Annotated in this window: 5 protein-coding genes (1 of these 5 only partly in view); all 5 read right to left on the bottom strand. The window is 73.5% G+C overall.

Features of this window, described 5'->3' with window-relative positions; all coding sequences use genetic code 11:
• Nucleotides 1-7: 7 nt before the first annotated feature.
• A complete protein-coding gene (locus tag VF632_RS09700; protein WP_331022678.1) occupies nucleotides 8-406 on the bottom strand; it encodes a hypothetical protein in 399 nt (132 codons plus the stop codon).
• Between the two features lie 31 nt (nucleotides 407-437).
• Entirely contained in the window at nucleotides 438-1,751 is a 1,314-nt protein-coding gene (locus VF632_RS09695; protein WP_331022677.1) for a site-specific integrase, read from the bottom strand.
• 900 nt (nucleotides 1,752-2,651) lie between these two features.
• Entirely contained in the window at nucleotides 2,652-3,677 is a 1,026-nt protein-coding gene (locus tag VF632_RS09690; RefSeq protein ID WP_331022676.1) for an NADP-dependent oxidoreductase, read from the bottom strand.
• Complete coding sequence (locus tag VF632_RS09685) at nucleotides 3,674-19,330, bottom strand: SDR family NAD(P)-dependent oxidoreductase (RefSeq protein WP_331022675.1); 15,657 nt, start codon at nucleotides 19,328-19,330, stop codon at nucleotides 3,674-3,676. Before VF632_RS09685 ends, VF632_RS09690 begins: the two co-directional genes overlap by 4 nt.
• Nucleotides 19,327-22,362, bottom strand: partial view of an SDR family NAD(P)-dependent oxidoreductase gene (locus VF632_RS09680; protein ID WP_331022674.1) — the final stretch only. The gene runs 10,344 nt beyond the window's last position; 3,036 of the gene's 13,380 nt are visible here — the last part of the coding sequence; its start codon lies beyond the right edge, outside the window; its stop codon occupies nucleotides 19,327-19,329. Before VF632_RS09680 ends, VF632_RS09685 begins: the two co-directional genes overlap by 4 nt.

Genomic DNA, 22,362 nt, shown 5'->3' with positions numbered 1-22,362 from the left:
TCGGTGGTCAGACGTGGGGCGGGGCTCGGGCGGGATCGCCCGGTGGTGGTGCTCGGGACCGGAGCGCACCGGGCGGCTCGCTCTGGAAGTATTCTGCCTCCAGCTGCACCGGCTCGCGAGATGCCAGAGCCAGGGACGGAAGGGTGAACACCAGCACGTCGCGCCTCACCAGCTTGGCGTCGTCGTGCAGCGCCTGCGGGTGGATGTCCGCGCTGGAGTGGTCGATGGCGGGCCCAGCTTCGGCCACCAGACCGGCGGCGTGCTCGTCGACGTGCCGGCCCTCGTGCACCTCATGCAGTTCGTGCAGAACACCGTGCAGCAGCGGAGTCCCGGCCGCGATCAGGTTCGCGGCCAGGCCCAGCAGCACGAAGAGCGGGCGAAAGCGAGGGGGACGAGCGCACAGCATCCGGCAAAGGTATCCGAGCCGAGCCAGATGGTCAAATACCCCCGGTTTTTCCATTCCGATTCACGATGTCGAGCGAAGGGGTGTGAAGGCGCCCTGCCAGGTCTGGGCCGATCGCGTCGGGCAGAAAGACGAGTTCGTCCGTTCTTGCCCGACCGTACTGAACTCGTTCGAAAACCTTCTTCTTCAAACCCGGTGTGGTGTAGCCCACCTCTCGAGCAACCTTCTTCGGATCGATGGGGATACCCTGATCCATGCAGGCGAGTCGGTGGATGATGTAGGATGTTCTGAATACTGACGGTCTTATCTGGCCTTCCTGAAAGCCTGCGCGCGTGGCGATCAGGTCGAGCATCTCCAGCCAACTGTAGATAGGTTCTCCTGAAATCGTCGTGAATACGTATCCACTTGTTGTCCGGAGACGTTGTACGTACGGCCAGAGTATCTCTCGCAATTGGGAGTGCATGGGAATTGATCGCGCCACCCGCCCGGTCTTGAAATCCGGGATGCGGATGGTGCGAGATTCAAAGTCCAGATGCCGAACCTGCAGGCGGGTGATCTCGCTTTCGCAAGCGCCTGTCAACATGAACGTCGCGACGAGTTCGTACGGGCACGGGAGTGACTGTAGTGCTCTGGCTGCTCGGGGTTCGCACCCGATGGTTCTGGCACTTTCAAGCAGAAGTGCCAGTTCACCGACACTGAGCCATCCGGTTTCTCTGCTCGACGCGCGGAGCTCTTGAATTGCGACCGCGACAGGATTGCTGCCCGCCGGTAGGCTCCCTTCGAGGATGGCTCCATCGAATAGCTCCTTGAGTGCGATGAGGATGCGGCGGCGAGATGCGACAGGACGCTGACATCCGCGTTGATCCGGCATCGCGTTGAGCCACTCGCTGAATGCACGGACGTCTGGAAGATCGATCGAGGCAAGACTCCGCCGGCGCGGCAACGGCTCAGGGTGACGAACTGACGCATGCTGCCAGCGCGTGAAGTAGTCGACAGCCAGGGCCAGATATGCCTCCGAGTCCGTCAACCACTCGGCGTCGTAGTCGTCCGATGCTGCTTGCTCTTGCAAGTGGTGAATCGCGAACTCCGCAAGGTCTGGCCCCGGATCCATGGCGGCCCGAACCTTTTTCTCCTTCCGCTTTTTGTATTTCGCCAGGAGGCGGTGAAGTAGTTGCTCCGCAATCTCGGGATCGGTCGTCGCGCGCTTCTCTCCGGGAGGAATCAGGGCCGGCTGGCCGCCTCCGAGGGATCTCAAATCGGCGTACGCGCGCTGCTTGCCTCCTTGGTTGCGCCAGCGGATCCTTGCGGTCTCCTTCGCACGGGCGAACTCACTGGGATTGGATGTCATCGTCGGGGATTCCGATCTGTTGGAGGTAGCTCAGTGGTACATTTCATCGCTGGATCACTTCATTCGATTGATACCCTCGTGAACGGCACCGGGGACGGTTGAGCATCGGTGATCGTGAGCTCCCAAGGAACAGGTTAGTCTTGCGGGTACTCCTCTGCTGTTACCATCTAGACTCGACACCTGTCGATCACGCGTAGAGCAAAAAAACGAAAAAAACCAGTGACAGAAGTAGTCACTGGCGCTGGTTGGCGCTCCTCAGCGCTGGTCAGCGCTGCCACGGGCCTGTTTGGGGGATTTTCAGCGCTGATGCGGGTTTCTGTCGCTGATAGGCGCTGATGAGCGCCAGTTTTTTCACCCCTTCAACTGCTCATAATCGTAAGGTCGGGGGTTCGAGCCCCCCCCCCTGCTACTGACATACTCAACGCGCCGCACGGGCTTACGCCTGTGCGGCGCGTTCTTTTTTGCTGCTTCCAATTCGACACAGTTCCATAACTTGTGACGTTTTGTTTCGGGACCCCCCTGTGCAGTTCCGCCTTCCGAAGTGCCGCGGGCGACTTCGCGTCGGACATCCATGGAGCGCTCCCGTGTGAGACGCGAGGCGTGCTCATGCGGATAGCCTCTCTACGGTCGAGCGTTCCAGCAGATGCGCCCACCGGACGAGCCGATAGCTGAATTCGACGCCCATGCGCTCTGAACTGCGTTGCGCGTTGGCATACACGCGGGCCATCATCTGCAGGTCTCTGCGTGAACTCTTTTGTCCCTGAGTGCACACCGAACTCCGGGAAATAGTATCACACGGAGATCACTGAGGAGCTTCTCCGTGTCCTCCATGACCTCCGTGTGAGACTCAAGCTGGTCAACTGAAGGCGGGGCTGCGGCGCTCTCGAGCTCGCCCCGGTCTTACCTGCGCGTCGGGTCCGCCGACACCTGCACGATGCGTTTCCCTACATTCTCCCCCGCGAACAGGCCGAGAAGGGCGCGGGGTGCGTTGGCGAGGCCGACGACGATGTCTTCGCGGTAGTGGATGGCCCCTTCCCGCACCCACCGGGTCATGTCGCGAAGGAAGTCGGGGAGGCGGTGGGCGTGGTCGGAGACGAGCATGCCCCGAAGGGTGGCCCGGTTGACGACGAGGGGCAGGAGGCCGGGCCCGGGCGCGGGACGGACGTCGCCGGCGTGCGACATCTGGCCGACCAGGGAAATCCGCGCATGCACGTTGATGCGCTGCAGGACGGCCGCCAGCACCGCGCCTCCCACCTGGTCGACGTAGACGTCGATGCCGTCGGGGCAGGCGGCGTTGAGGGCGGCGCCGAGGTCGGCGCTCCGGTAGTTGATGCACGCGTCGAAGCCGAGGTCGCGCGTGACGTGGGCGCACTTCTCGTCCGACCCGGCCGTGCCGACCACACGGCAGCCCTTCAGCTTGGCGATCTGCCCGGCCACGGAGCCGACGGCCCCCGCGGCCGCGGAAACCACGACGGTCTCGCCGCTCGCCGGGGAGCCGAGGTCGAGCAGCGCGACATAGGCGGTGAGGCCGGGCATGCCGAACACGCCGAGCGACCAGGAGATCGGCGCCCGCCACGGGTCCAGCTTGCGGAGCCCGGCGCCGTCGCCGACGGCGTAGCTCTGCCACCCATCGTCGCCCAGCACGAAGTCGCCGGCGGCGAAGCGGGGATCGGCGGAGTGCACGACCTGGCTGACGGTGGCGCCCACCATCGGCTCGCCCAGCGGCACCGGCGGCGCGTACGACTTCACGGCGCTCATCCGGCCGCGCATGTACGGATCGACCGAAAGCCAGATGGTGCGGCGCAGCATCTGTCCCGGCCCCACCGCCGGCAGCGGCGCCTCGATCACCTCGAAGTTTTCCTCGCGCGGTGCTCCCTCCGGGCGCGACCGGAGGACCACCTCCACGTTGCGCGCGGACACGCTCACGCGAACGCCCCGGCGCCACCCAACTCGGCGACCAGCGACGCCGGGTCGTCCACGCCGCCTTCCCCGTACACGGCACGGCAGAGCGCGCGGATCACGTCGAGCGAAGCGTCGGCCGTCAGCAGCTCGGAATGGTCGGCGGTGTCGACGTCCAGGACGTGCAGGCCCGGCAGGTTTTCTTCCCACTCGCGCCAGTAATCCAGGTGGTCCACCGACTCGACGGCGCCCGGCGCCGGCGGCACCAGGATCATGTGCCCCTCGTGCGGCCCGAAGAAGATGCCGCTGCGGTTGCGGACGTAGTAGCAGGTCACCGCCGCCGCGTCGGGAAGCGGCAGCACCGCGAACCGCTCCTCCTCGATGGCGCAGAAGTAGTGCGCCAGCTGCACGGTGCGCGCGCGCAGCTGCGCGCTCGGCCGGTCCATCCCCCGGCTCCGGGCCAGCGCGATCAGGTGGTCGAGAAAGGCGTCCTCGTCCAGGCGCGGGTCCACGTCGTTCCGGTGCAGGATGCGCGCGGCGATCTCGCGCGCCGAGAAGTTCCCGCCGCCCAGGAGGAGGTTGACCGCGCGGAACAGGCTTCCCTTGGAGACCGGGCCGTGCCGCGGGGCCCCGGCCCGCAGCAGCTCGTTGGCGCGGCCGGTCGCGCGGCTGTCGAGCGAATCGATCATCACCATCGTGGCCACCTCCTCCCCCGTCTCCTGCAGCTGCCGCGTCACCTCGTAGGCCAGCAGCCCCCCCAGCGAGAACCCGCCGAGGTCGTACGGCCCCTCGGGCTGAACGGCGCGGATTACCGAGACGTAGTGCGCGGCCATCGCCTTCTGCCCCACCAGGATGGCGCCGTCCGTCATCCACCCTCGCGGCTGGATCCCGTAGAACGGCCGCGCCGACGCCTCGGCGACCGGCTGGTACGCCTCGACGCCGCCGTGCCCGTGGTGGATCCAGAAGACGGGCCGGCCGACGGTGGCGGTGTTCATCCGGATCAGCTCGGGAAAGTGCGGCCGCATGTGCACGCGCGAGGGCGGTGCGGCGCGCGGCACCCGGTCCAGGATCTCCCGCAGCGTCTCGCACGCGGCCATCGCGGCCACGCTGACGTCGGGACTCACCTCCGCCTGCATGCGGTTGACGAACTGCATCAGGGCGATGGAATCGAAGCCGTAGCGCTTGAGCGGCTCGTCGGGGTCCAGGTCGCTCACGGGAAGGTCGAGCACGGCGGCGAGGATGCCGGCGACGCGGCCCGTCCCGGGGCCCTCGCCGTGCGGCCGTTCCGGCGCCGGCGCAAGCGACGCTCGCAACCGGCCGGCATCGCCGGAAAGGACGAGCACCGCGCCCTTGCCGCTGCTCCAGGCGGCGTCCAGGGCCGCGAGCCCCGCCACCGTGGACATCGGCGCGAGCCCGGTGCGTGCCCGCAGTCGGGCTTCCGCGGCGGCATCGGGGCGCAGGCCTCCGTCGCGCCAGAGCGGCCAGGCCACCGACAGCGTCCGGCCGTGGCGCAGCCCCCGCGCGACGAGGGCATTGCGGTGTTCGGCGTAGGCGTCCATGAAGGCGTTCGCGGCCGCGTAGTCGGCCTGTCCGGCGTTGCCCAGGGCGCCGGCGCTCGACGAGAAGCAAAGGAAGGCGTCGAGCGGAAGGTGGCGGGTGGCCTCGTCCAGGTTCACCAGGCCGGCCACCTTGGGGGCCAGCACCTCGCGGAGCTCGTCGGCGGTCTTGCGGGCGATGGGACCGTCGCGCACCACCGCCGCGGCGTGCACCACGACGTCGATGCGGCCGTGCCGCGCGACCACCCGGTCCACGAGGGCGCGCACCTCGGCCGCGTCGGTGAGATCGACCCGCTCGTGCCGAGACCGTGCGGCCAGCACCACCACCGACCCGGGGGCGCGCCGCGCGACGTCGTCGGCGAGCAGGCGGCCGAGCGCGCCGGCTCCGGCGACGAGGACGACGGCGCCCGGCCTCCAGACCGGACCGGCGGGCGCTGGCGGCGGGAACTCCGTCCACCCCGGGGCGAACGCCTGGCCGTCACGCAGCAGGACCAGCTCCGGCCGCAGGGTGGGATGCTCCTGCCGCGCGCTGCGCAGCATCCCGTCCAGCCCCGCGAGCAGCGGGTCGTCCACGACCACCTGCAGGTCGCCGCTCGTTTCGCGGTGAAGGACCTCCAGCAGCTGCGCGGCGGCGGAGGTGAACCGCCCGGCGGCGTCGTTGCCCGCCGGAGACAGCCGCAGGGCGCCGGGACGAACCGCCGCGGGGCGCCACTCGCGCGCGAACAGCAGCGGAGCGCCGGCGTCGTCGACGGCCTCGGCGGCGGCGTCCGGCGCCGCCTCGACGCGCATCGGCCGGAACACCACTCCGCGGATGCGCACGCACGAGCGCCCCCGGTCGTCGTACAGGTCGATGTCCAGGTTGGCGTCGACCGTGGCCCACATGGCGTCGGTGCAGGGGGCCGCGAACTCGATGGACCCCAGCGCGAACGGCACCGCCCCCGCGTCGCCCTCCAGCCCCACCGTGGCCTGCAGCGCGCCGTCGAGCAGGGCCACGGCCGACGCCCCGCGCAGGCGCGCCAGCACCCGGCCCTCGCCGCAATGGAGCGTTTCGATGGCGCGCAGGCTGGGACCGTAGTCGAGTCCCGCGGCGCGGAGGGCGTCGTAGCACTGGGCCCCCGTCCGCTCGTGGCCGCGGCGCGCGCGCTCCTCCGCCAGGTCCAGCGCCGTCGCGTCGTCCTCCACGTCGGCGGCGAGGAAGGCGGCCCCGCGGCAGTACTCCACCCCGTCGGCCGAAACCTCGAAGTCCATCCCGCCCTCGCGCCGCCGCAGGCGAAGGTGCACCTCGACCGGCCCGTCCCGCACCACCAGCGGCCGGATCCAGGCCACGTCGCGCAGCCGCACGCGCCCGGCGGCGCCACCCGCGGCCTCGGCCACGGCGGCGCGCGCCATCTCCAGGTACGCCACCCCCGGGAGCACGCGCGCGCCATCGACCACGTGGTCGCGCAGGAACGCCTCGTCGCCGCGCAGCGTGGTGCTGAATCGCACGCCGTCGAAGTCGGAGGTGTTGCGCGGCCGGATGGCGTCGGCCTGGCCCAGGGGCACCCAGTAGCGCTCGCGCGCGAAGGGATGGCCGGGCAGCGGCACCCGCCGTCCCCGCGCACCGCCGCGGAGGCGCTCCCAGCCGACGGCGCCGCCGCCCGCCCAGAGCGCCAGCACCCTGGCCGTCCGCCCTTCCGCCACCCAGCGGTCGAGCGTCGCCGCGAGGTCGTCCTCGCCGAACAGGCGGGTGATCTCCTGGTGGCGCTTCACGCTGCCGCGGAAGAGGCCGGCGGCGTCGTCCCGCCCGTCCAGGAAGGCGTCGAGCGTGGCGGCGAGCGAGGCCAGCGAGTCCGCGGCGATCGCCAGCCGCTCCTCCATCGCCTGCCGCCCCACCTGCAGCGTGTAGGCGATGTCGCCCAGGTCGTCGTCGGTGAAGCCGGCCAGCGCGCCGCGGAGCTGGCGGGCGGCCTCGCGCAGCTGCGGCTCCGACCGGGCGGAGAGGACCACCATCGCGGGTCCCGCGGGAGCGCGCCGGCCGCGGCCGGGCGAGGGCGGCGGCAGGTACTCCTCCAGCACGACGTGCGCGTTCACGCCGCCGAAGCCGAACGAGCTGACGCCCGCCCGGCGCGGCAGCTCGTTTCCGTGGGCGTCGCGCGGCGCGGCCCAGGGCTGCGCCTGGCGGACGAGGTGAAAGGCGCTGCCCGCCAGGTCGATGTAGGGATTGACCTCGTCGCAGTGCAGCGTGGGGGCCAGCGTCCGGTGCCGCATCTGCAGCAGCACCTTGATCAGGCCGGCCATGCCGGCGGCCAGCTCCAGGTGGCCGATGTTGCTCTTGACCGATCCCAGGCCGCAGTGCGGTGCCGCGCCGTGGGGCTCGAAGGCCGCCTTGAGGGCTTCCACCTCGATCGGGTCGCCCAGGGGCGTGCCGGTGCCGTGCGCTTCGACGTAGCCGACGGTGCGGGGATCGACCCCCGCCTCGGCATAGGCGGCCCTCAGCATGGCGGCCTGCGCGCCGGGGTTGGGCGCGGTCAGCGAGTTGGCGCGGCCGCCGTGGTTCTGGGCCGAGCCGCGCACCAGGGCGCGGATGGAGTCGCCGTCGCGCTCGGCGTCGGAAAGGCGCTTGAGCACCAGCATTCCCACGCCTTCGCCGCGGCCGTAGCCGTCGGCGCGGCTCGAGAAGGTCTTGCACCGTCCGTCGGGACTGAGCATCCCCGCCCGGTCGAAGCTGACGTAGCCTTCGGGGAGCAGGATGGTGTTGACCGCGCCCACGATGGCCAGGTCGCATTCGCCGCGCGCCAGCGCCAGCGCCCCCCGCCGCACCGCGACCAGCGAGCTGGAGCAGGCGGTTTCGATGGGCTCGCTGGGGCCATGGACGTCGAGGAAGTGGCTCATCCGGTTGGGCCCCACCGAGGCGACCGCCCCCGTGGACGTGTAGCCGTCGATGGGCACGCCGGCGCGCTCGATCAGCGTGGCGTACCCCGTGGCGGCGGTGCCCACGAAGATGGCCGTGTTGCTCCCGGCCAGGCTGGCCGGGGAGTAGCCCGCGTCCTCGATGGCCTTCCATGCGAAGGTCATCAGCAGCCGCTGCTGCGGGTCCATCAGCCGCGCCTCGCGGGGCGAGATGCCGAAGAAGAGCGGGTCGAACTCGTCGATGCCGTCGATGAAGCCGCCGGCGTGCACGCGCGTCTGGCCGGCGTGGGCGCGCCAGTCCCACCGCTCGGGCGGGACGTCGGTGATGCAGTCCCTCCCCTCGACCAGGTTTTGCCAGAACTGGTCGAGGCCGTCGGCCATGGGGAAGCGGCCGCTCACGCCGATGATGGCGATGGGCTCGCCGGCCGCGCCGGGCGCCGTATCGCCGGCGGGGCGCGGGAGCGGGGCCGTGCCGCCCGCGCGGCGCTCGTCGACCGGGAGCCCCGCCGGGGCGGGGGGGAGCGCGTCCCCGGCGAGCGGAGGAATCGCGTCCGCGGCCGCTTCGCCCCCCCCGGCAGGAGCGATGGACGCCAGGTGCGCGGTGAGCCTGCCGATGGTGGGGTGGGCGAAGAGGAGCGTGGGGGTGACCTCCACCCCGAATCGGGCGGAGAGTGCGCCGGCGTACTCGACCATGCTTACGGAGTCGAAGCCGAAGTCGGCCAGGTTGACGCCGGGATCGAGCTCGTCCGGGCGCAGCTTGAGGATCGCCGCGGCCTGCTCCTGCAGGCCCGCCTCGATTCCCCCGGCCAACGCGCCCGCCGGCGCGGCGGGACGCGCCCGCCCGGCGCCGGCCCCCAGGAACCGGTGCACGCGCGCGGGATCGCCGGCCAGCACCAGGAAGCTCGCGTCGCGCTGGCCCAGGAGCGCTTCGAAGTGCGCGAGGCCCTCGGCGGTTTCCAGCGCGCGCTGGCCGCTGCTGCGCAGGTACATCCGCTGGCTGTCGACGTCGTCCGGCCCCATGCCGCCCTCGCGCCAGAGCGGCCACTGGATGGCCACGCGCCGGACGCCGGGAGGCGCGTGCCGCGCGAAGGCGGCCTGGAACCGGTTGCCGATCGCGTATTCGCAGCCGCCCAGGTCGCCCAGGACGGCGGAGGACGACGAGAAGTAGCAGATGAAGTCCAGCGGCTCGCCGGCGGCCATGGCGTCGAGCACCTGCGTGCCCGCCACCTTCGGCGCAAGCACGGAGGTCCATCGCGCGTCCCGCAGCGACGGCGCGCCCGCCACGCCGGCGGCGTGTACGATGCCGTCCACGCGGCCGAAGCGCGCCCGGGCCTGCCGCCAGACCTCCCGCATCTGCACGAGGTCGGCGACGTCGGCCTGGAGCGCGAGGACGTCGGGACCCAGCTCCCGCACCCTGGCGGCGTTCGGCGCCGAGCGTCCGACGACGACCAGCCGCGCCCGGTACCTCCGCGCGAGGTGGCCCGCGACCGCCGCTCCCAGCGCGCCCAGCCCGCCGGTGACCAGGTACACGCCGCCCTCGCGCAGCACCGGCCGCGCATCGCCGAGCGCGGCCGGCGCGACCCGGGAAAGGTGGCGCCGGCCGGCTTCGTCGTAGAGGACGGCGCGGGCGTCGGACGACAGCTCGCGGCGGAGGGAGTCCAGCGCGGAGTGCGAGGGGCCGAGCGCGGTGAGCACCACGGCGACGGGGGTGTCGGGGAGGGCGAGCGCAAGGGAGCGTTCGATCCCGATCCACGACTCCAGGTGGCAGCGCTCCACAGGGTCGGCGAAGGCGCCGGCCAGCACCAGGCGCCGCGGGCGCTCCGCGGCGGCGGCGAAGCCCTGCAGGAGCGGAAGGAGCGTGGGGGTGTCGGCCGCCGCGATGGTGCCGTCGAGCTGCCAGAGATGGCAGACCGCGTCGGCGCGTCCGTAACGCTCGTCGAGACGGCGGAAGAGCTCGCGCCAGCTCCCGGCGGCCGCCGCGTCGACGGTGTAGCCGTGGAGGCCGTCTTCGCCGCAGGCGTGGCCGGGCGCCACGAACACGAGCCGCGCGCCCGGGACGAGCGCCGCCAGCTCGCGGCGCCGCGCGGGGTCGGCGAGGAGGCAGACGAGCGTTCCCGCCCCGGCGCTGGCGGCCGGCAGCGGCGCTTCTTCCCACGACTCGGCGAAGGTCATCAGCGGCATCCCCGAATCGGCCGGCTCCGGCGGCGGCGGCGGATCGCCGAACCAGTAGCGCTCCCGCGCGAAGGGATAGGTGGGCAGCGCCACCTTGCGCGGCTTCACGGGGCCCCACGGGCGCGCCGGCACGTCTTCGCCGGCCGGCACGCCGGCCAGGAACGCCGCCAGCTTCTCCCCGGCCTCGGCCAGGGAGCCGGCGGCGAAGGCCAGGCGCTCCTCCATGAGCTCGCGCCCCACCTCGAGGGTGTAGGCGATGGAGGCGAGGTCGGCGTCGGTGAAGCGCGGCAGGGCGTCGCGCAGCCGCGCGGCCTGCACCCGCAGACGCTCGGGGGTGCGCGCCGACAGGACGATGCGGAACGGCCCGTCCGCGGCGGGCGGCGCCGCCACGCCGGCCGGCTCGTACTCGGCGATGACGACGTGCGCGTTGGCGCCGCCGGCACCGAACGACGACACGCCGGCGATGCAGGGATGCTCCGCCGGGCGCGGCCACGCCTCCAGCTTCTGCTGTACGACGAAGGCGCTCTCCGCGAAGTCGATGTACGGGTTGAGCGTCCTCGAATGCAGCGACGGCACGAGCTGCCGATGCTGCAGCTGGAGGAGTACCTTGGTCACGCCGGCGATCCCCGCGGCGCTCTCGCAGTGGCCGATGTTCGACTTCACGGACCCGAGGGCGCAGAACCGCGCCTCGCCGCCGTCCGCGCGGAACACCCGGTCCAGCGCCGCCACCTCGACGGGATCGCCCAGCGACGTCCCGGTGCCGTGCGCCTCGACGTAGCTCACCGCGCGCGCCGGGACCCGGGCCTCCTCCAGCGCCCGGGCCACGACGGCGGTCTGCGCGGCCGGATTGGGGACGGTGTACCCGTTGGTCTTGCCACCGTGGTTCACGGCCGTCCCCCGGATCACCCCCAGGATGCGGTCGCCGTCGGCCTCCGCCCTGCGCAGCGGCTTGAGCAGGACGGCGCCCACCCCTTCGGCGGGGACGTAGCCGTCGCCGCCCTGGCCGAAGCTCTCGCACCGGCCGTTGCCGGAGATGAACTTTCCCTGGCCCAGGAGGCGGTACTTGTTGGGGTGGACGGAGACGTTGACGCCGCCGGCGAAGGCCATGGCGCACTCGCCGCGCCTGAGGCTGGCGCACGCCAGGTGGATGGCGGTCAGCGACGAGGAGCACATCGTGTCCACCGCCATGCTGGGCCCGTCGAGGTCCAGGACGTACGACACGCGGTTGGCGATGGACGACGGGCTTCCCGACAGCGCCAGCGGCCGGCCGCGCAGCGATTCCTCGGCGCCGTACAGCTGGTACTCCTCGTACATCACGCCCACGAACACGCCCGTCCGGCGCGCCAGGGCGCCGCGCGTGTAGCCGGCGTCCTCCATGGTCGCCCACGCGCATTCCAGGAAGATCCGCTCCTGCGGGTCCAGCAGCTCCGCCTCGCGCGGCGAGATTCGGAAGAAGCGCGGATCGAAGCAGTCGACGTCGGCGAGAAAGCCTCCCCATCCCTCGGCCGCGCCCCAGCGCTCCGCGGGAATGCGGGTGACGCAGTCCCTCCCCTCCGCCAGGTTGCTCCAGAAGGCCTGCAGGTCCTCGGCCTGCGGGTACCGCCCCGCCACGCCGATGATGGCGACGTCGCCGCCGCGGCCCTCCGCCGGTTCGCCGGCCCCCGGGGCGGTGCTCTCGACCGCGTTCGCGGCGGCGCTCCCGGCCAGGTTCGCGGCGGGGCTCGCGGCCGGGGTCCGGACGGGGGACGTCCCGGCCGCCGCGGTTCCGCCGCCGAGCAGCTCCTCCAGGCGTGCGCGGTGGGCAAGGATGAAGTGGTCCGTGAGCGCGCGCAGCGTCTGGTGCTCGAAGAAGAGCGTCTTGGAAAGCGGGCCGAACCGCTTTTCCAGGCCGATCGTCAGGTCGAGGATGAGCAGCGAGTCGATGCCGTACCGTTCCATCGGCGCGTCGGCGTCGATCCTGGCCGCGGGAAGCTTGATCGCCCCCGAGATCTGCTCCTTGAACCAGGTCACCGCCCGGTCGTGGAAGTCGTCCCGGGTTGGCGGCGGGAGCGGTTCGGGCGGCGCGAACGCCACGGCGCGCGGCTCCACCAGCCGGCGGATGGCCGCTTCGTCGCCCGACAGGACGAGCACCTGCCCCGCGCCGCACCCCCAGGCGCGGTAGAACGCGTCGAGACCCGCCTCCGTGGCCAACGGCACCAGACCGGTGGTTTCGCGGATGCGCGCCTCGATCGCCGCGTCGACGCGCATCCCTCCCTCGCGCCACATCGGCCAGTCGACGGAGAGGGTGCGGCCGTGCCGCGCCCCCGCGGCAACGAGGCCGTTGCGGTGCTCGGCGTAGGCGTCGAGGAAGGCGTTGGCGGCCGCGTAGTCGGTTTGGCCAGCGTTGCCGAGCGCCCCCGCGCCGGACGCGAAGCAGACCAGGAAGTCCAGGGAGAGGCCTGCCGTGGCCTCGTCCAGGTGCACGAGACCGGCGACCTTGGGCTCCAGCACCTCGCGAATGGATTGCGCCGTCTTGCGCGGCAGCAGGCCGTCGCGGACGACGCCCGCCGCGTGCAGGACGCCGTTCAGGCGGCCGTGCTCCGCCAGGATCCCGGCGACCAGCTTCTCGACCGCGGCCCGGTCGGTGACGTCGGCCTGCCGGTAGCGGCCGGGGCCCTCCGCCGAGCGGCCGCAGGAAACGACCACGGCGCCCGGCGCGCGGCGCCCGATCTCCGCGGCGAAGATCCGGCCCAGCCCGCCCCCGCCGCCGGTGACCAGGTACACGCCGTCGGCCCGCCAGGGCAGCACCGCCGCGGTGCCGGGGGGAACCTCCTTCCACCCGGCCACCCAGCGCGCCCCGTCGCGGTAGCGGACGACCGGGTCCCGCGGGTCGGCGGCGCAGCCCTCCAGCGCCGCGTCCAGCCCCGCCGCCTCCAGGTCGTCGACGGCGACACACTGCCAGAGCAGTCGCGGGTTCTCCCGCGCGGCGCTCCTCAGCAGCCCGGCGAGCGCGGCGTTGCCGAACGCGGAGGCGGGATGCACCACCTGCAGAAGCACCCGCTCGGCCGTCCGCGCCGACAGCAGCTCGCGCAGGGTGTCGTACAGCTGCCCCACGTGCTCCTGGAACCCTCCCGCGGCGGGAACCACGAGGCGGCGGTCGTACGGGGGCGGCACCGACGGCAGGGCCTCGCGCCGCCGCCACACCGGCTGCAGGAGCAGCGTCTTCGCCTCGCCGCCGGCCGGCGCGTCGTCGCGCTCGAAGACGCGGCACGCCAGCCCCCGCAGGCGCACCGCGACCCCGCCGCGCTCGTCACACAGGTCTACGTCGATGTGCTGCGGCCCGGAGTCGCGGGCGCGCACCACCGCCCACATCGACGCGGCGCAGGGCGCGAACACCTCCAGCGACTCGAGCGAGAAGGGAAGGGCCGCGCGGCCCGTGGGCTCTTCCCCGGCCGTCCACCACAGGCCCAGCGAGGCCTGCAGCGCGCCGTCGAGAAGGGAGGGATGCAGGACGAAACCGTGCGCCGGGGTGTCGTCCGGTATCCGCAGCGCGGCCACCACCACGCCGGGGCCGGCGCGGAGGCCGGTGATGGCGCGCATGGACGGTCCGAACTGCAGGAGCCGCCGCTCGTAGTGGGCGTAGCAGTCGGCCACGCCGGGGGGGCGGCCCGTGCACCCCGCGCGCACGGCGTCGAGGTCCACGGAGGGCGCCCCGCCGGCGCCTTCGGTCGCGGCGGCGCACGAGGCGGCGCCGCGGCTGTAGACGCCGTCGCCCTCGCCGTACACTTCGAAGCGGTACGCGCCGTCGGCCTGGGGGGTCACCGACACGCGCACCTCGCGCGGGGTGTCACCCACCACCAGCGGCCGCGGCCATACCACGTCGCTCAGCGTCACGCGCGCCGCCTCGCCGGGGTGGGCGTCGGCGACGGCGGCGCACGCCAGCTCCAGGCAGGCCGCGGCCGGAAGGACGCGTTCTCCTCGGAAGCGGTGGTCGCGGAGAAAGAACTCGTCCCCGGTGAGGCGGGCGTGGAGCCCGTCGCCGTCCGGGTGGGGGCGCAGCACCGGATGCGGCTCGTCGATCCAGTACGTCTCGCGCGCAAAGGGGTAGGGAGGAAGGTGGGCACGGGAGCCGCGCGGCCCGGGTGCGGCGGCGTCGTCCGCGTGGCCCCCGGAACCGGTCTCGGCGAACTCGCGCAGCGCCCGGATCGCCTGGCCGCGGTCGTGCGCGGCGAAGGCGCGGCGCTCCTCGAAGGGGTGGCGGCCCGTCCACAACGTGCGGCTGACCGCGGCGAGCGAGGCGCCGCCGCGTTCCAGGAACGCCGCCAGGTCGCCCGCGCGCCGCCGCAGCGCCGGCTCCGTCCTGGCCGACAGCGGCAGCGTGAAGGGCCCCCGCTCCTCTCCCTCGTCGTCCTCGCCCGCCCACGCTTCCACCACCAGGTGGGCGTTGGTGCCGCTGATGCCGAACGCGCTGACGGCGCCCTGGCGGGGCGCGCCGCCGGGCCAGGGGCGCGTCTCCTGGTTGACGAAGAAGGGGCTTCCCTCCCACTGGATGAACGGGTTGGCGCGGTCGCCGTGCAGGCTGCGCGGGATCACTCCCTCGCGCAGCGACCGCACCAGGGCCACCAGGCTCACCAGCCCCGACGCGGCCAGCGTGTGGCCGAAGTTGCCCTTGGTGGAGGTGAGGGCGCAGAAGCCCTGGCGCGGGGTGAAGGCGCGGAAGGCGTCGGCGAGCGCGTCGACCTCCACCGGGTCGCCCAGGCGCGTGCCGGTGCCGTGGGTGACCACGCAGCCGATCCGTTCCGGGTCGATGGCGTACTGCTCGTAGACCGATCGCACCAGCGCAGTCTGCGCGGCGCCGCTCGGCGCCGTGATCCCGTTGGTCCGGCCGTCGTAGTTGACGCCGCTTCCGCGGATGACGGCGTGGATGGGGTCGCCGTCGGCCCGGGCGCGCGAAAGCCGCTTGAGCACCAGCACCACCACCGCCTCGCCGGGGACGATGCCGCCCGCCTCCTCGTGGAACGGGCGGCAGGTGCCGTCGGGCGAGAGCATGCCGGCCCTTTCCATCGACGCGTACGCCGAAGGGGTGAGCATCAGGTTGACGCCGGCGGCCAGGGCCACGTCGCATTCGCCGGTGCGCAGGCTCTGGCAGGCCAGGTGCGCCGCCACCAGCCCCGACGAGCAGGCGGTGTTGACGGACATCACCGGGCCCTTGAAATCCAGCAGGTACGGCAGGCGCGCCGCCAGGATGCCGTTGTGGTTGGCGGTTACGCTCCCCCGTTCGCCCGCCAGCTGCCAGTAGTCGCCTTCCTCGGCACCCACCCACATCCCCAGGCGGGCGTTCCGCAGGTGTGCGGGGCCCAGCGCGGCGTCCTCGAGCGCGTTCCACGCTTCCTGCAGCAGGAGGCGCTGGCGCGGGTCCATCGTTTCGGCCTCGCGCGGCGAGATCCCGAAGAAGAGCGGCTCGAACTCGTCCACGCCGGGAACGAAGCCGCAGCGGTGCCGGCTCCCCCGCCAGCCGCCGCGGCGGCCCGGAGGCGGGCCCTGCACGGCGGACGCCCCGTCGCGCAGGATCGACCACAGCTCGTCGGCGTTGCGCGCGCCGGGGAAGCGGCCGCTCACGCCGATGATGGCGATGCCGTCGTCGTCCCGGCCGGGGCGCGCGGCCTCGGGACGGGGGGGCGGCGCGGCCCGTTCGCCGTGCCCGGGAGCCGGCGACGCCAGGTGCCGTGCCAGCTTCGCGACGGTGGGATGCGAGAAGAAGAGCGAGGGCGTCAGCTCCGCGCCAAAGCGGCGCGAGAGCGCGCGGGCGAGATCAACCAGGCTGAGCGAGTCGAAGCCCAGGTCGGCGAGGTTGCTGGACGAGGCGATCTGCTCCACCGGCGTGCGCAGCACCTCGCCGATCGTCCGCTTCACCTCGTCCTCCACCGTCGCTTCCGGCGCGCGGGCGCGGCTCGGCTCGCGGGTGAGGACGAGCGGCGCCGCCTCGGGCCCGGCCAGCAGCCGCTCGAAGAGCGCCAGCCCTTCGGCCGTTCCCAGGGCGCGCTGTCCGCTGCTGCCGAGGTACAGCCGCCGCGCCTCGTCGCTCTCGAACCGCAGCCCGCCTTCGTCCCAGAGCGGCCACTGCACGGCGACCGCCCGCGTGGCCCCCCCGCCGTACCGCGCCAGGGCCGACTGGAAGCGGTTGGCGACGGCGTAGTCGCACCCGCCGAAGTCGCCCAGCACCGCCGAGGCCGAACCGAAGAAGCAGACGAAGTCGCACGATGCGCGGGCGGCGAGCTCGTACACCACCCGCGAGCCGGCGACCTTGGGCGCCAGCACGGACAGCCATTCCGCGGCCGTCTTGGCGGCGAGCGGCTGCGTTCCGGAGATCCCGGCGGCGTGCACCACGCCGTCGATGCGTCCGAACCGGGCGCGGGCCTGCTCCCAGGCGCTCTCCATCTGCGCCCGGTCGGTGACGTCGGCCCGCAGGGAAAGGACGTCCGCCTCCGTCGCGCCGGGCGCGGACCGCCCGACGAGCACCAGGCGCGCGCGGTACTTCTCACGGAGGTGCCGCGCCACGAGCGATCCCAGGCCGCCGTGGCCGCCGGTGACCAGGTACGTCCCTCCCTCGCGCAGCACGGGCGTTCCCTCCGCGGCGTCCAGGGGTGCGAGGCGCAGGACGTGGCGTTCCCCGTTCTCGTACAGCACGCTCTCCGGCCGGGCGGCGGCCAGCTCGGGCCAGAGCGCGTCCATCCACGGACCCGCCTCGCCGGCCGCACGCATCACCACGGCGAACCGCCCGGCGGGAAGCGAGCGCTCGATGCCGATCAGCGATTCCAGGTGGCAGCGCTCCAGCGGGTCGTGAAACTCGCCGGCCACCACGATCCGCGCCGTCGTTCCCTGCAGCAGCGGGAGCAGCGCGGCGGAGTCGGACGCCCCGAAGACGCAGACGGCGTCGGCCGCGGGGTCCATCTCGAAGACCACCCGGGTGCGGGGGCTGAGGCGCGCCACCTCGGCCTCCACGGCGCGGCGGCGCTCCGGGCCGGCCCCCAGGCAGGCGAGCGTGCGGATCCCGGCCGCCGGCGCCGGCGCCGGCGCCGGCGCCGCCTGCCAGGCCTCGGCGAAGGTGAGGGGGCTCGCCTCGCCGGTGCACCAGTGGCGCTCGCGCGCGAACGGATACGTCGGCAGCGACAGGCGCGTAAACCCGCCGCCGTCGAACCGCGCTTCGTACGCCGCCAGGTCGGGCTCGTCGCCCGGCCGTCCGGCCAGCCACCCCTCCAGCCCCTCGATCACCGCCGCCCGGGTGCCGGCGACGAAGGCCAGCCGCTCCGGCATCCGCCTGCGCCCGCGCAGCAGGGTGAAGCTCAGGTCGCCCACGTCCAGCGCCGGCTGCCGGCGGCACCAGGACAGGAGGTTCTCGGCCTGCCTGCGCAGCTGCGCAGGCGCCATCGCCGAAAGCACGACCGGCCAGCCGGCATGCTCCGCGTGCCGCCGGGGGGCGTGCGGCGCCTCTTCGATGACGGCGTGCGCGTTGGTGCCGCTGAACCCGAACGAGCTGATCGCGGCGCGGCGCGGCCCACCGCCAGCCGTTTCCCAGGGCTCGAGCTCGGTGTTCACGTAGAACGGGCTGCCGTCGAGCCGGATCCCGGGGTTGGCGTCGCGGAAGTGCAGCGACGGCGGGATCTGCCGGTGCCGCATGGCCAGCAGCACGCGGAACAGCCCGGCCACGCCGGCGGCGGTGGTGGTGTGGCCCAGGTTCGTCTTGATGGAGCCCAGCGCGCAGAAGCCCGCGCGGTCCGTCGCCCGGCGGAAGGCGTCGCTCAGGGCCTGGAACTCGATGGGGTCGCCCAGCTCGGTGCCGGTGCCGTGCGCCTCCACCATCCCCAGGGTGGACGGGTCGATCCCGAGCTCCGCGTAGAGCCGCGACTGGAGCCGCTCCTGCGACCGCGCGCTGGGCGCGGTGATGCCGTTGGTGGCGCCGTCCTGGTTGACGGCCGAGCCGCGGATGACGCCGTGGACGTGGTCGCCGTCGGCGAGGGCCTGCTCCAGGCGCTTGAGCACCACCACGCCCGCCCCCTCGCCGGGAACGAAGCCGTCGGCGCGCGCGTCGAAGGCGTGGCAGCGGCCGCGGGGCGAGAGCATGCCGGCGCGTCCCGCCATGTCGTACAGCCCGGAGGTGGACTGCACGCTCACCCCGCCGGCCAGCGCCATCTCCACCTCGCCGCTGCAGAGCGCCTGGCAGGCCAGGTGCACGGCCACCAGCGAGCTCGAGCAGGCGGTGTCGACCGCCAGGGCCGGCCCCTTGAGGTCGAGGAGATAGGCGATGCGCGCGGGGATCACCGACGCGGCGTTTCCCCACGCGGCCTGGTGCGGCGGCTCACCCGCGAACAGCCGCGTATAGTCGCCGCTCGTGCAGCCCACGTACACGCCGCACCGCAGCCCCTGCACGCCGGCGCCGGCGTATCCCGCCTCTTCCAGCGCCGTCCACGCCTCCTCCAGAAAGATCCGCTGCTGCGGATCCATGTACGCGGCCTCCACGCCGGAGATGTTGAAGAACCGCGCATCGAAGCGCGCGACGTCGTCCAGGAAGCTCCCGGCGTGGCAGGGGCTTTCGGGGGGAAGGGTCCAGCGCGTCACCGGCCCCACCAGGTCGCGCCCCGCGGCAAGGTGCTCCCAGAGCGCGTCCAGGTCGTCGGACCGCGCGAAGCGCCCGCTCATCCCCACGATGGCGATCGGGCCCTTCGCGCCGCCGGCGGCGCCGGACCCCGCTTCCGGCGGGCGCGGGACCGCCTTGGGCCGGGCCGCCTTCCGGGCCGGGACGATGCGGTGCGCCGCGCCCTCCGGGGCGGGCGGCGCCCCGTGCCGCGCCAGCAGGTGCGCGGCCAGCTCCTCGACCGAGCGGTGGTCGAAGACGACGGTCACCTCCAGGTCGGAGTCCAGCCGGCGGTTGACCCCCCGGATGAAGCGGACGCTGAGGATGGAGTCCAGGCCGAAGTCGGCGAAGGCCACGCACGGGTCGATCCGGGACGGGTCGATCTGCAGCGCCTGCGACAGCTCTTCCGTGAGGACCCGCTGGATGCGGTCGAGGCTGGCGGAGTCGGTCACGGCATTCTCCTTTCGGCGGGCGGTGCGTCCGTCCGCGGGCGGGCCGGCCGCTGCCGGCGAACCACGCCGTCGCTTCGCGCGGCGATGATCTGCTGGCCGAGCGCATGCGCCTCCTCGGCCGGGAAGCAGACGAAGCGGAACCCTTCTTCCTCCAGCAGCCGCCGCCACGCCGCGGGCATCAGCCCCGGGCACCCCGGAATGCGCAGCTCCGTGTCTTGCGCCAGCCACCACCCCTCCAGGAGGCCGAAGGTGACGTGGTTGAACAGGGTGTGCGCGCTCAGCTCGTCGAGCAGGAGCAGGCCGCCGGCCTTGAGGGTGGCCTTCACGTTCCGCAGGGTGCGGCGGATGTCGGGGGTGGCGTGCAGCACGTTGGCGGCGATGACGACGTCGTACGCGCCGGCGTCGATCCCCTGCCGCTCCGGCGGCTGGCGGACGTCGAACGGCCGCACGGCGAGGAACGGGTGCGCGGCGCCGAAGGTGTCGCGGCCGTGCAGCAGAAAGGCGCGGGACACGTCGGTGTAGCAGTACTCGGCGATCCGGCCGCCGTGCGGCTGCAGGGCTCGCAGCACCGCCGTGGTGGTGCCGCCGGTCCCGGCGCCCACCTCCAGGACGCGCACCGGACCGGCGCCGTGCGCGCCCAGGTACGCCGCCAGCGTGCCGGCCAGGGTCTCGCCGAAGTAGTCCGCGACCGGGTTGCCGCGGTAGATCCCTTCCACCAGCCCCACCGACGCATCGGGGAAAAGGACCTCGGTGGCGGGGCGCCGTCCGGTGAGGATCTCCGGGAGCGCCCGCAGCGCCGCCTCGGCCACCCCGGCCTGCGCGGGCGCCCACCCCTCCTTGCGCGCCGCCCACGCTTCCCACAGCGCCTCCAGCGGCCGCGGTGCGCCGGCGTCCTCCAGCATCCGCGCGCTCTGCTCCATCCAGCGCCCGTACAGCGGGATCGTGCGTGTCCCGCGCAGCCGCGCGAGCTGCGACGCCAGGATCTCGGCGATCATCCCGTCGAACGCCGCGGCCGCGCCGCCGCGGACGGCCGCGACGGCCTCCGCCGGCACGGCGCGGGGGGCGGCCGGCGGCAGTGGCGCCATCGCGGCGTACGGCGGATGGACGACCACCGCTTCGGCCGCGCTCACCCCTTCGATGGCCACCGGGCGGTGGGTCCGCACCAGTCCGAGCGCGTCGAGCGGGCCGGCGAGAAGGTCTTCCAGCGCGTCCATTCCCGCCTCGGGGTCGATCAGCTCCAGCCCCACGGCGCGGAGCTGCTCGATCTCCTCGACCCCCATCGCATCGTTGCCCCAGTAGCCCCAGTGCATGGACTTGACCGGGCAGCTCCAGGCACGCGCCAGGTGGCGGGCGAAGGCGTCGGTGAAGCCGCACCCGGCGGCGTAGTGCCCCTGCCCGCGGTTGCGGATGAACGAGACCAGCGACGAGAAGAAGACCACGAAGTCCAGCGGCTGCCCGTCGAACACCTGGGCCATGCGCACCGCCGTCGCCGCCTTGGCCGCGAGCGACGCCGACAGCGCGTCCTCGTCCAGCTCGGCGAGCGTCTGCTGCGAGAACACCATCGCCGCGTGGATGACGCCGTGGATGCGCGGATGCCGCTGCGTGACCTCCGCCAGGGCGCGGCGCAGCGCGCGCTCGTCTCCGGCGTCGGCGCTCAGGTACAGCGGCGCGGGTCCCTCCCCGGCCAGGCGCTCGATGGCGGCGCGGATGGTGGCGTCCAGGGGACGGCGGCCGATCCACACCACCCGTGCGCCGTACCGGCGCAGGAGCTGCCCGGTGACGGCCCGGCCGATGGCGCCGGCGCCGCCGATCACGACGTAGACACCCCCGGAGCGGAAGGGCGGCGGCGGCTTCGTGGCGAACGAAACGGGGAGCAGCTCGCGGCGCGCCCCGGCGATGCGCCACCGGGGGTGCTCCTTCGCGGCCGTCTCCAGGATCGCGTCGACGCCGCCGTGCGCGGGGTGGTCGTGCGTGAGCGCCGACAGGGTGAGCGGCCGCTCGCCGTACCCGGCCGCCAGCAGCGCCCGCACCAGGCGGTACGCGGCGACGACGGCGCGGCGGCTGGCGTCGATGAGCGCCTGGGCGCCCTCGGGAGAAAGGTCGAAGGGGGGCGGGTCGGGGGCGCGCCAGACCAGGTGCTCGACCGGCGCCGACGACGCGAGCCGGCGGGCGATGCCGGCGGCGGAGTCGCCGCCGTCCAACTCCAGCGAAGGCGTGCCCCCGCGGGGCTCGTCCGCCTCGCCGCGCGCGACCGGAACGAGGACCAGGTGGCCCGACGGGAGGCTTTCCCCCTGCGTGGCGCCGAAGCCCCGCATGCGCACGCAGACGCGGCCGTCGTCGTCGAGCAGGTCCACGTCCAGCGTCGCGGCGTCGTCGGAGGAGCGCACGTACGCCCAGGGCTGGGCGGGGCAGGGGCCCAGCAGCTCCAGGCGGGCCAGGGTGCGGGGCGCGTCGCCGCCGGCGGCGGGGGCGCGCCCCTCGACCAGGACGCGCCACGCCTCGGCCGCCTGCAGGGCGCCCCCGAGAAGGGCGGGGTGCAGGACGTATCCGTGGGCCCCGGCCGCGGCCGGCGGGGCCAGCCTGGCCAGGAGCGCCCGCTCGCCCACCGCCACCGACGCGATGGGCCGGTGCGCGCCATCGTCCGCGGTGCCGAGCCGCTGGTAGACCTCGGGGCCGGAGAGCGTTCGCGCGAGGGCGCGGGCCAGGCGGGCGGGCGGCTGCGGGGACGGCACGTCCACCCCGTCCAGCCGCACGCGCCCCCGCGCGTGGACCCGCGGGTCGTCGCCGTCCGCGCGCACCTCGTAGCGCAACTCGTCGTCGGACGTCGATTGCAGCCCTACGTGCAGCGTCAGCGGCGCACCGTCCGATGCGGGGGGCTCGGTCCAGGCGACGTCCTCCAGGCGCACGCCCCACGGGCGGGCTTCGTCGATCCCCGCCGCCAGGGTGGCCGCGGCGCGGGCCATCTCCAGGTAGGCGGCGCCCGCGAAGTGCGCCAGCAGCGGCTCCGTCCCCGGGAAGCGGGAAGTGAAGCG

It is taken from the genome of Longimicrobium sp. (genome assembly GCF_036388275.1).
Classification (GTDB): domain Bacteria; phylum Gemmatimonadota; class Gemmatimonadetes; order Longimicrobiales; family Longimicrobiaceae; genus Longimicrobium.
This window is presented reverse-complemented; position numbering and strand designations above follow the sequence as displayed.

Excerpts from the sequence above, each read along its gene's own strand:
- VF632_RS09700 (WP_331022678.1), bottom strand. The coding sequence starts at position 406 with ATGCTGTGCGCTCGTCCCCCTCGCTTTCGCCCGCTCTTCGTGCTGCTG.
- VF632_RS09695 (WP_331022677.1), bottom strand. The coding sequence starts at position 1,751 with ATGACATCCAATCCCAGTGAGTTCGCCCGTGCGAAGGAGACCGCAAGG.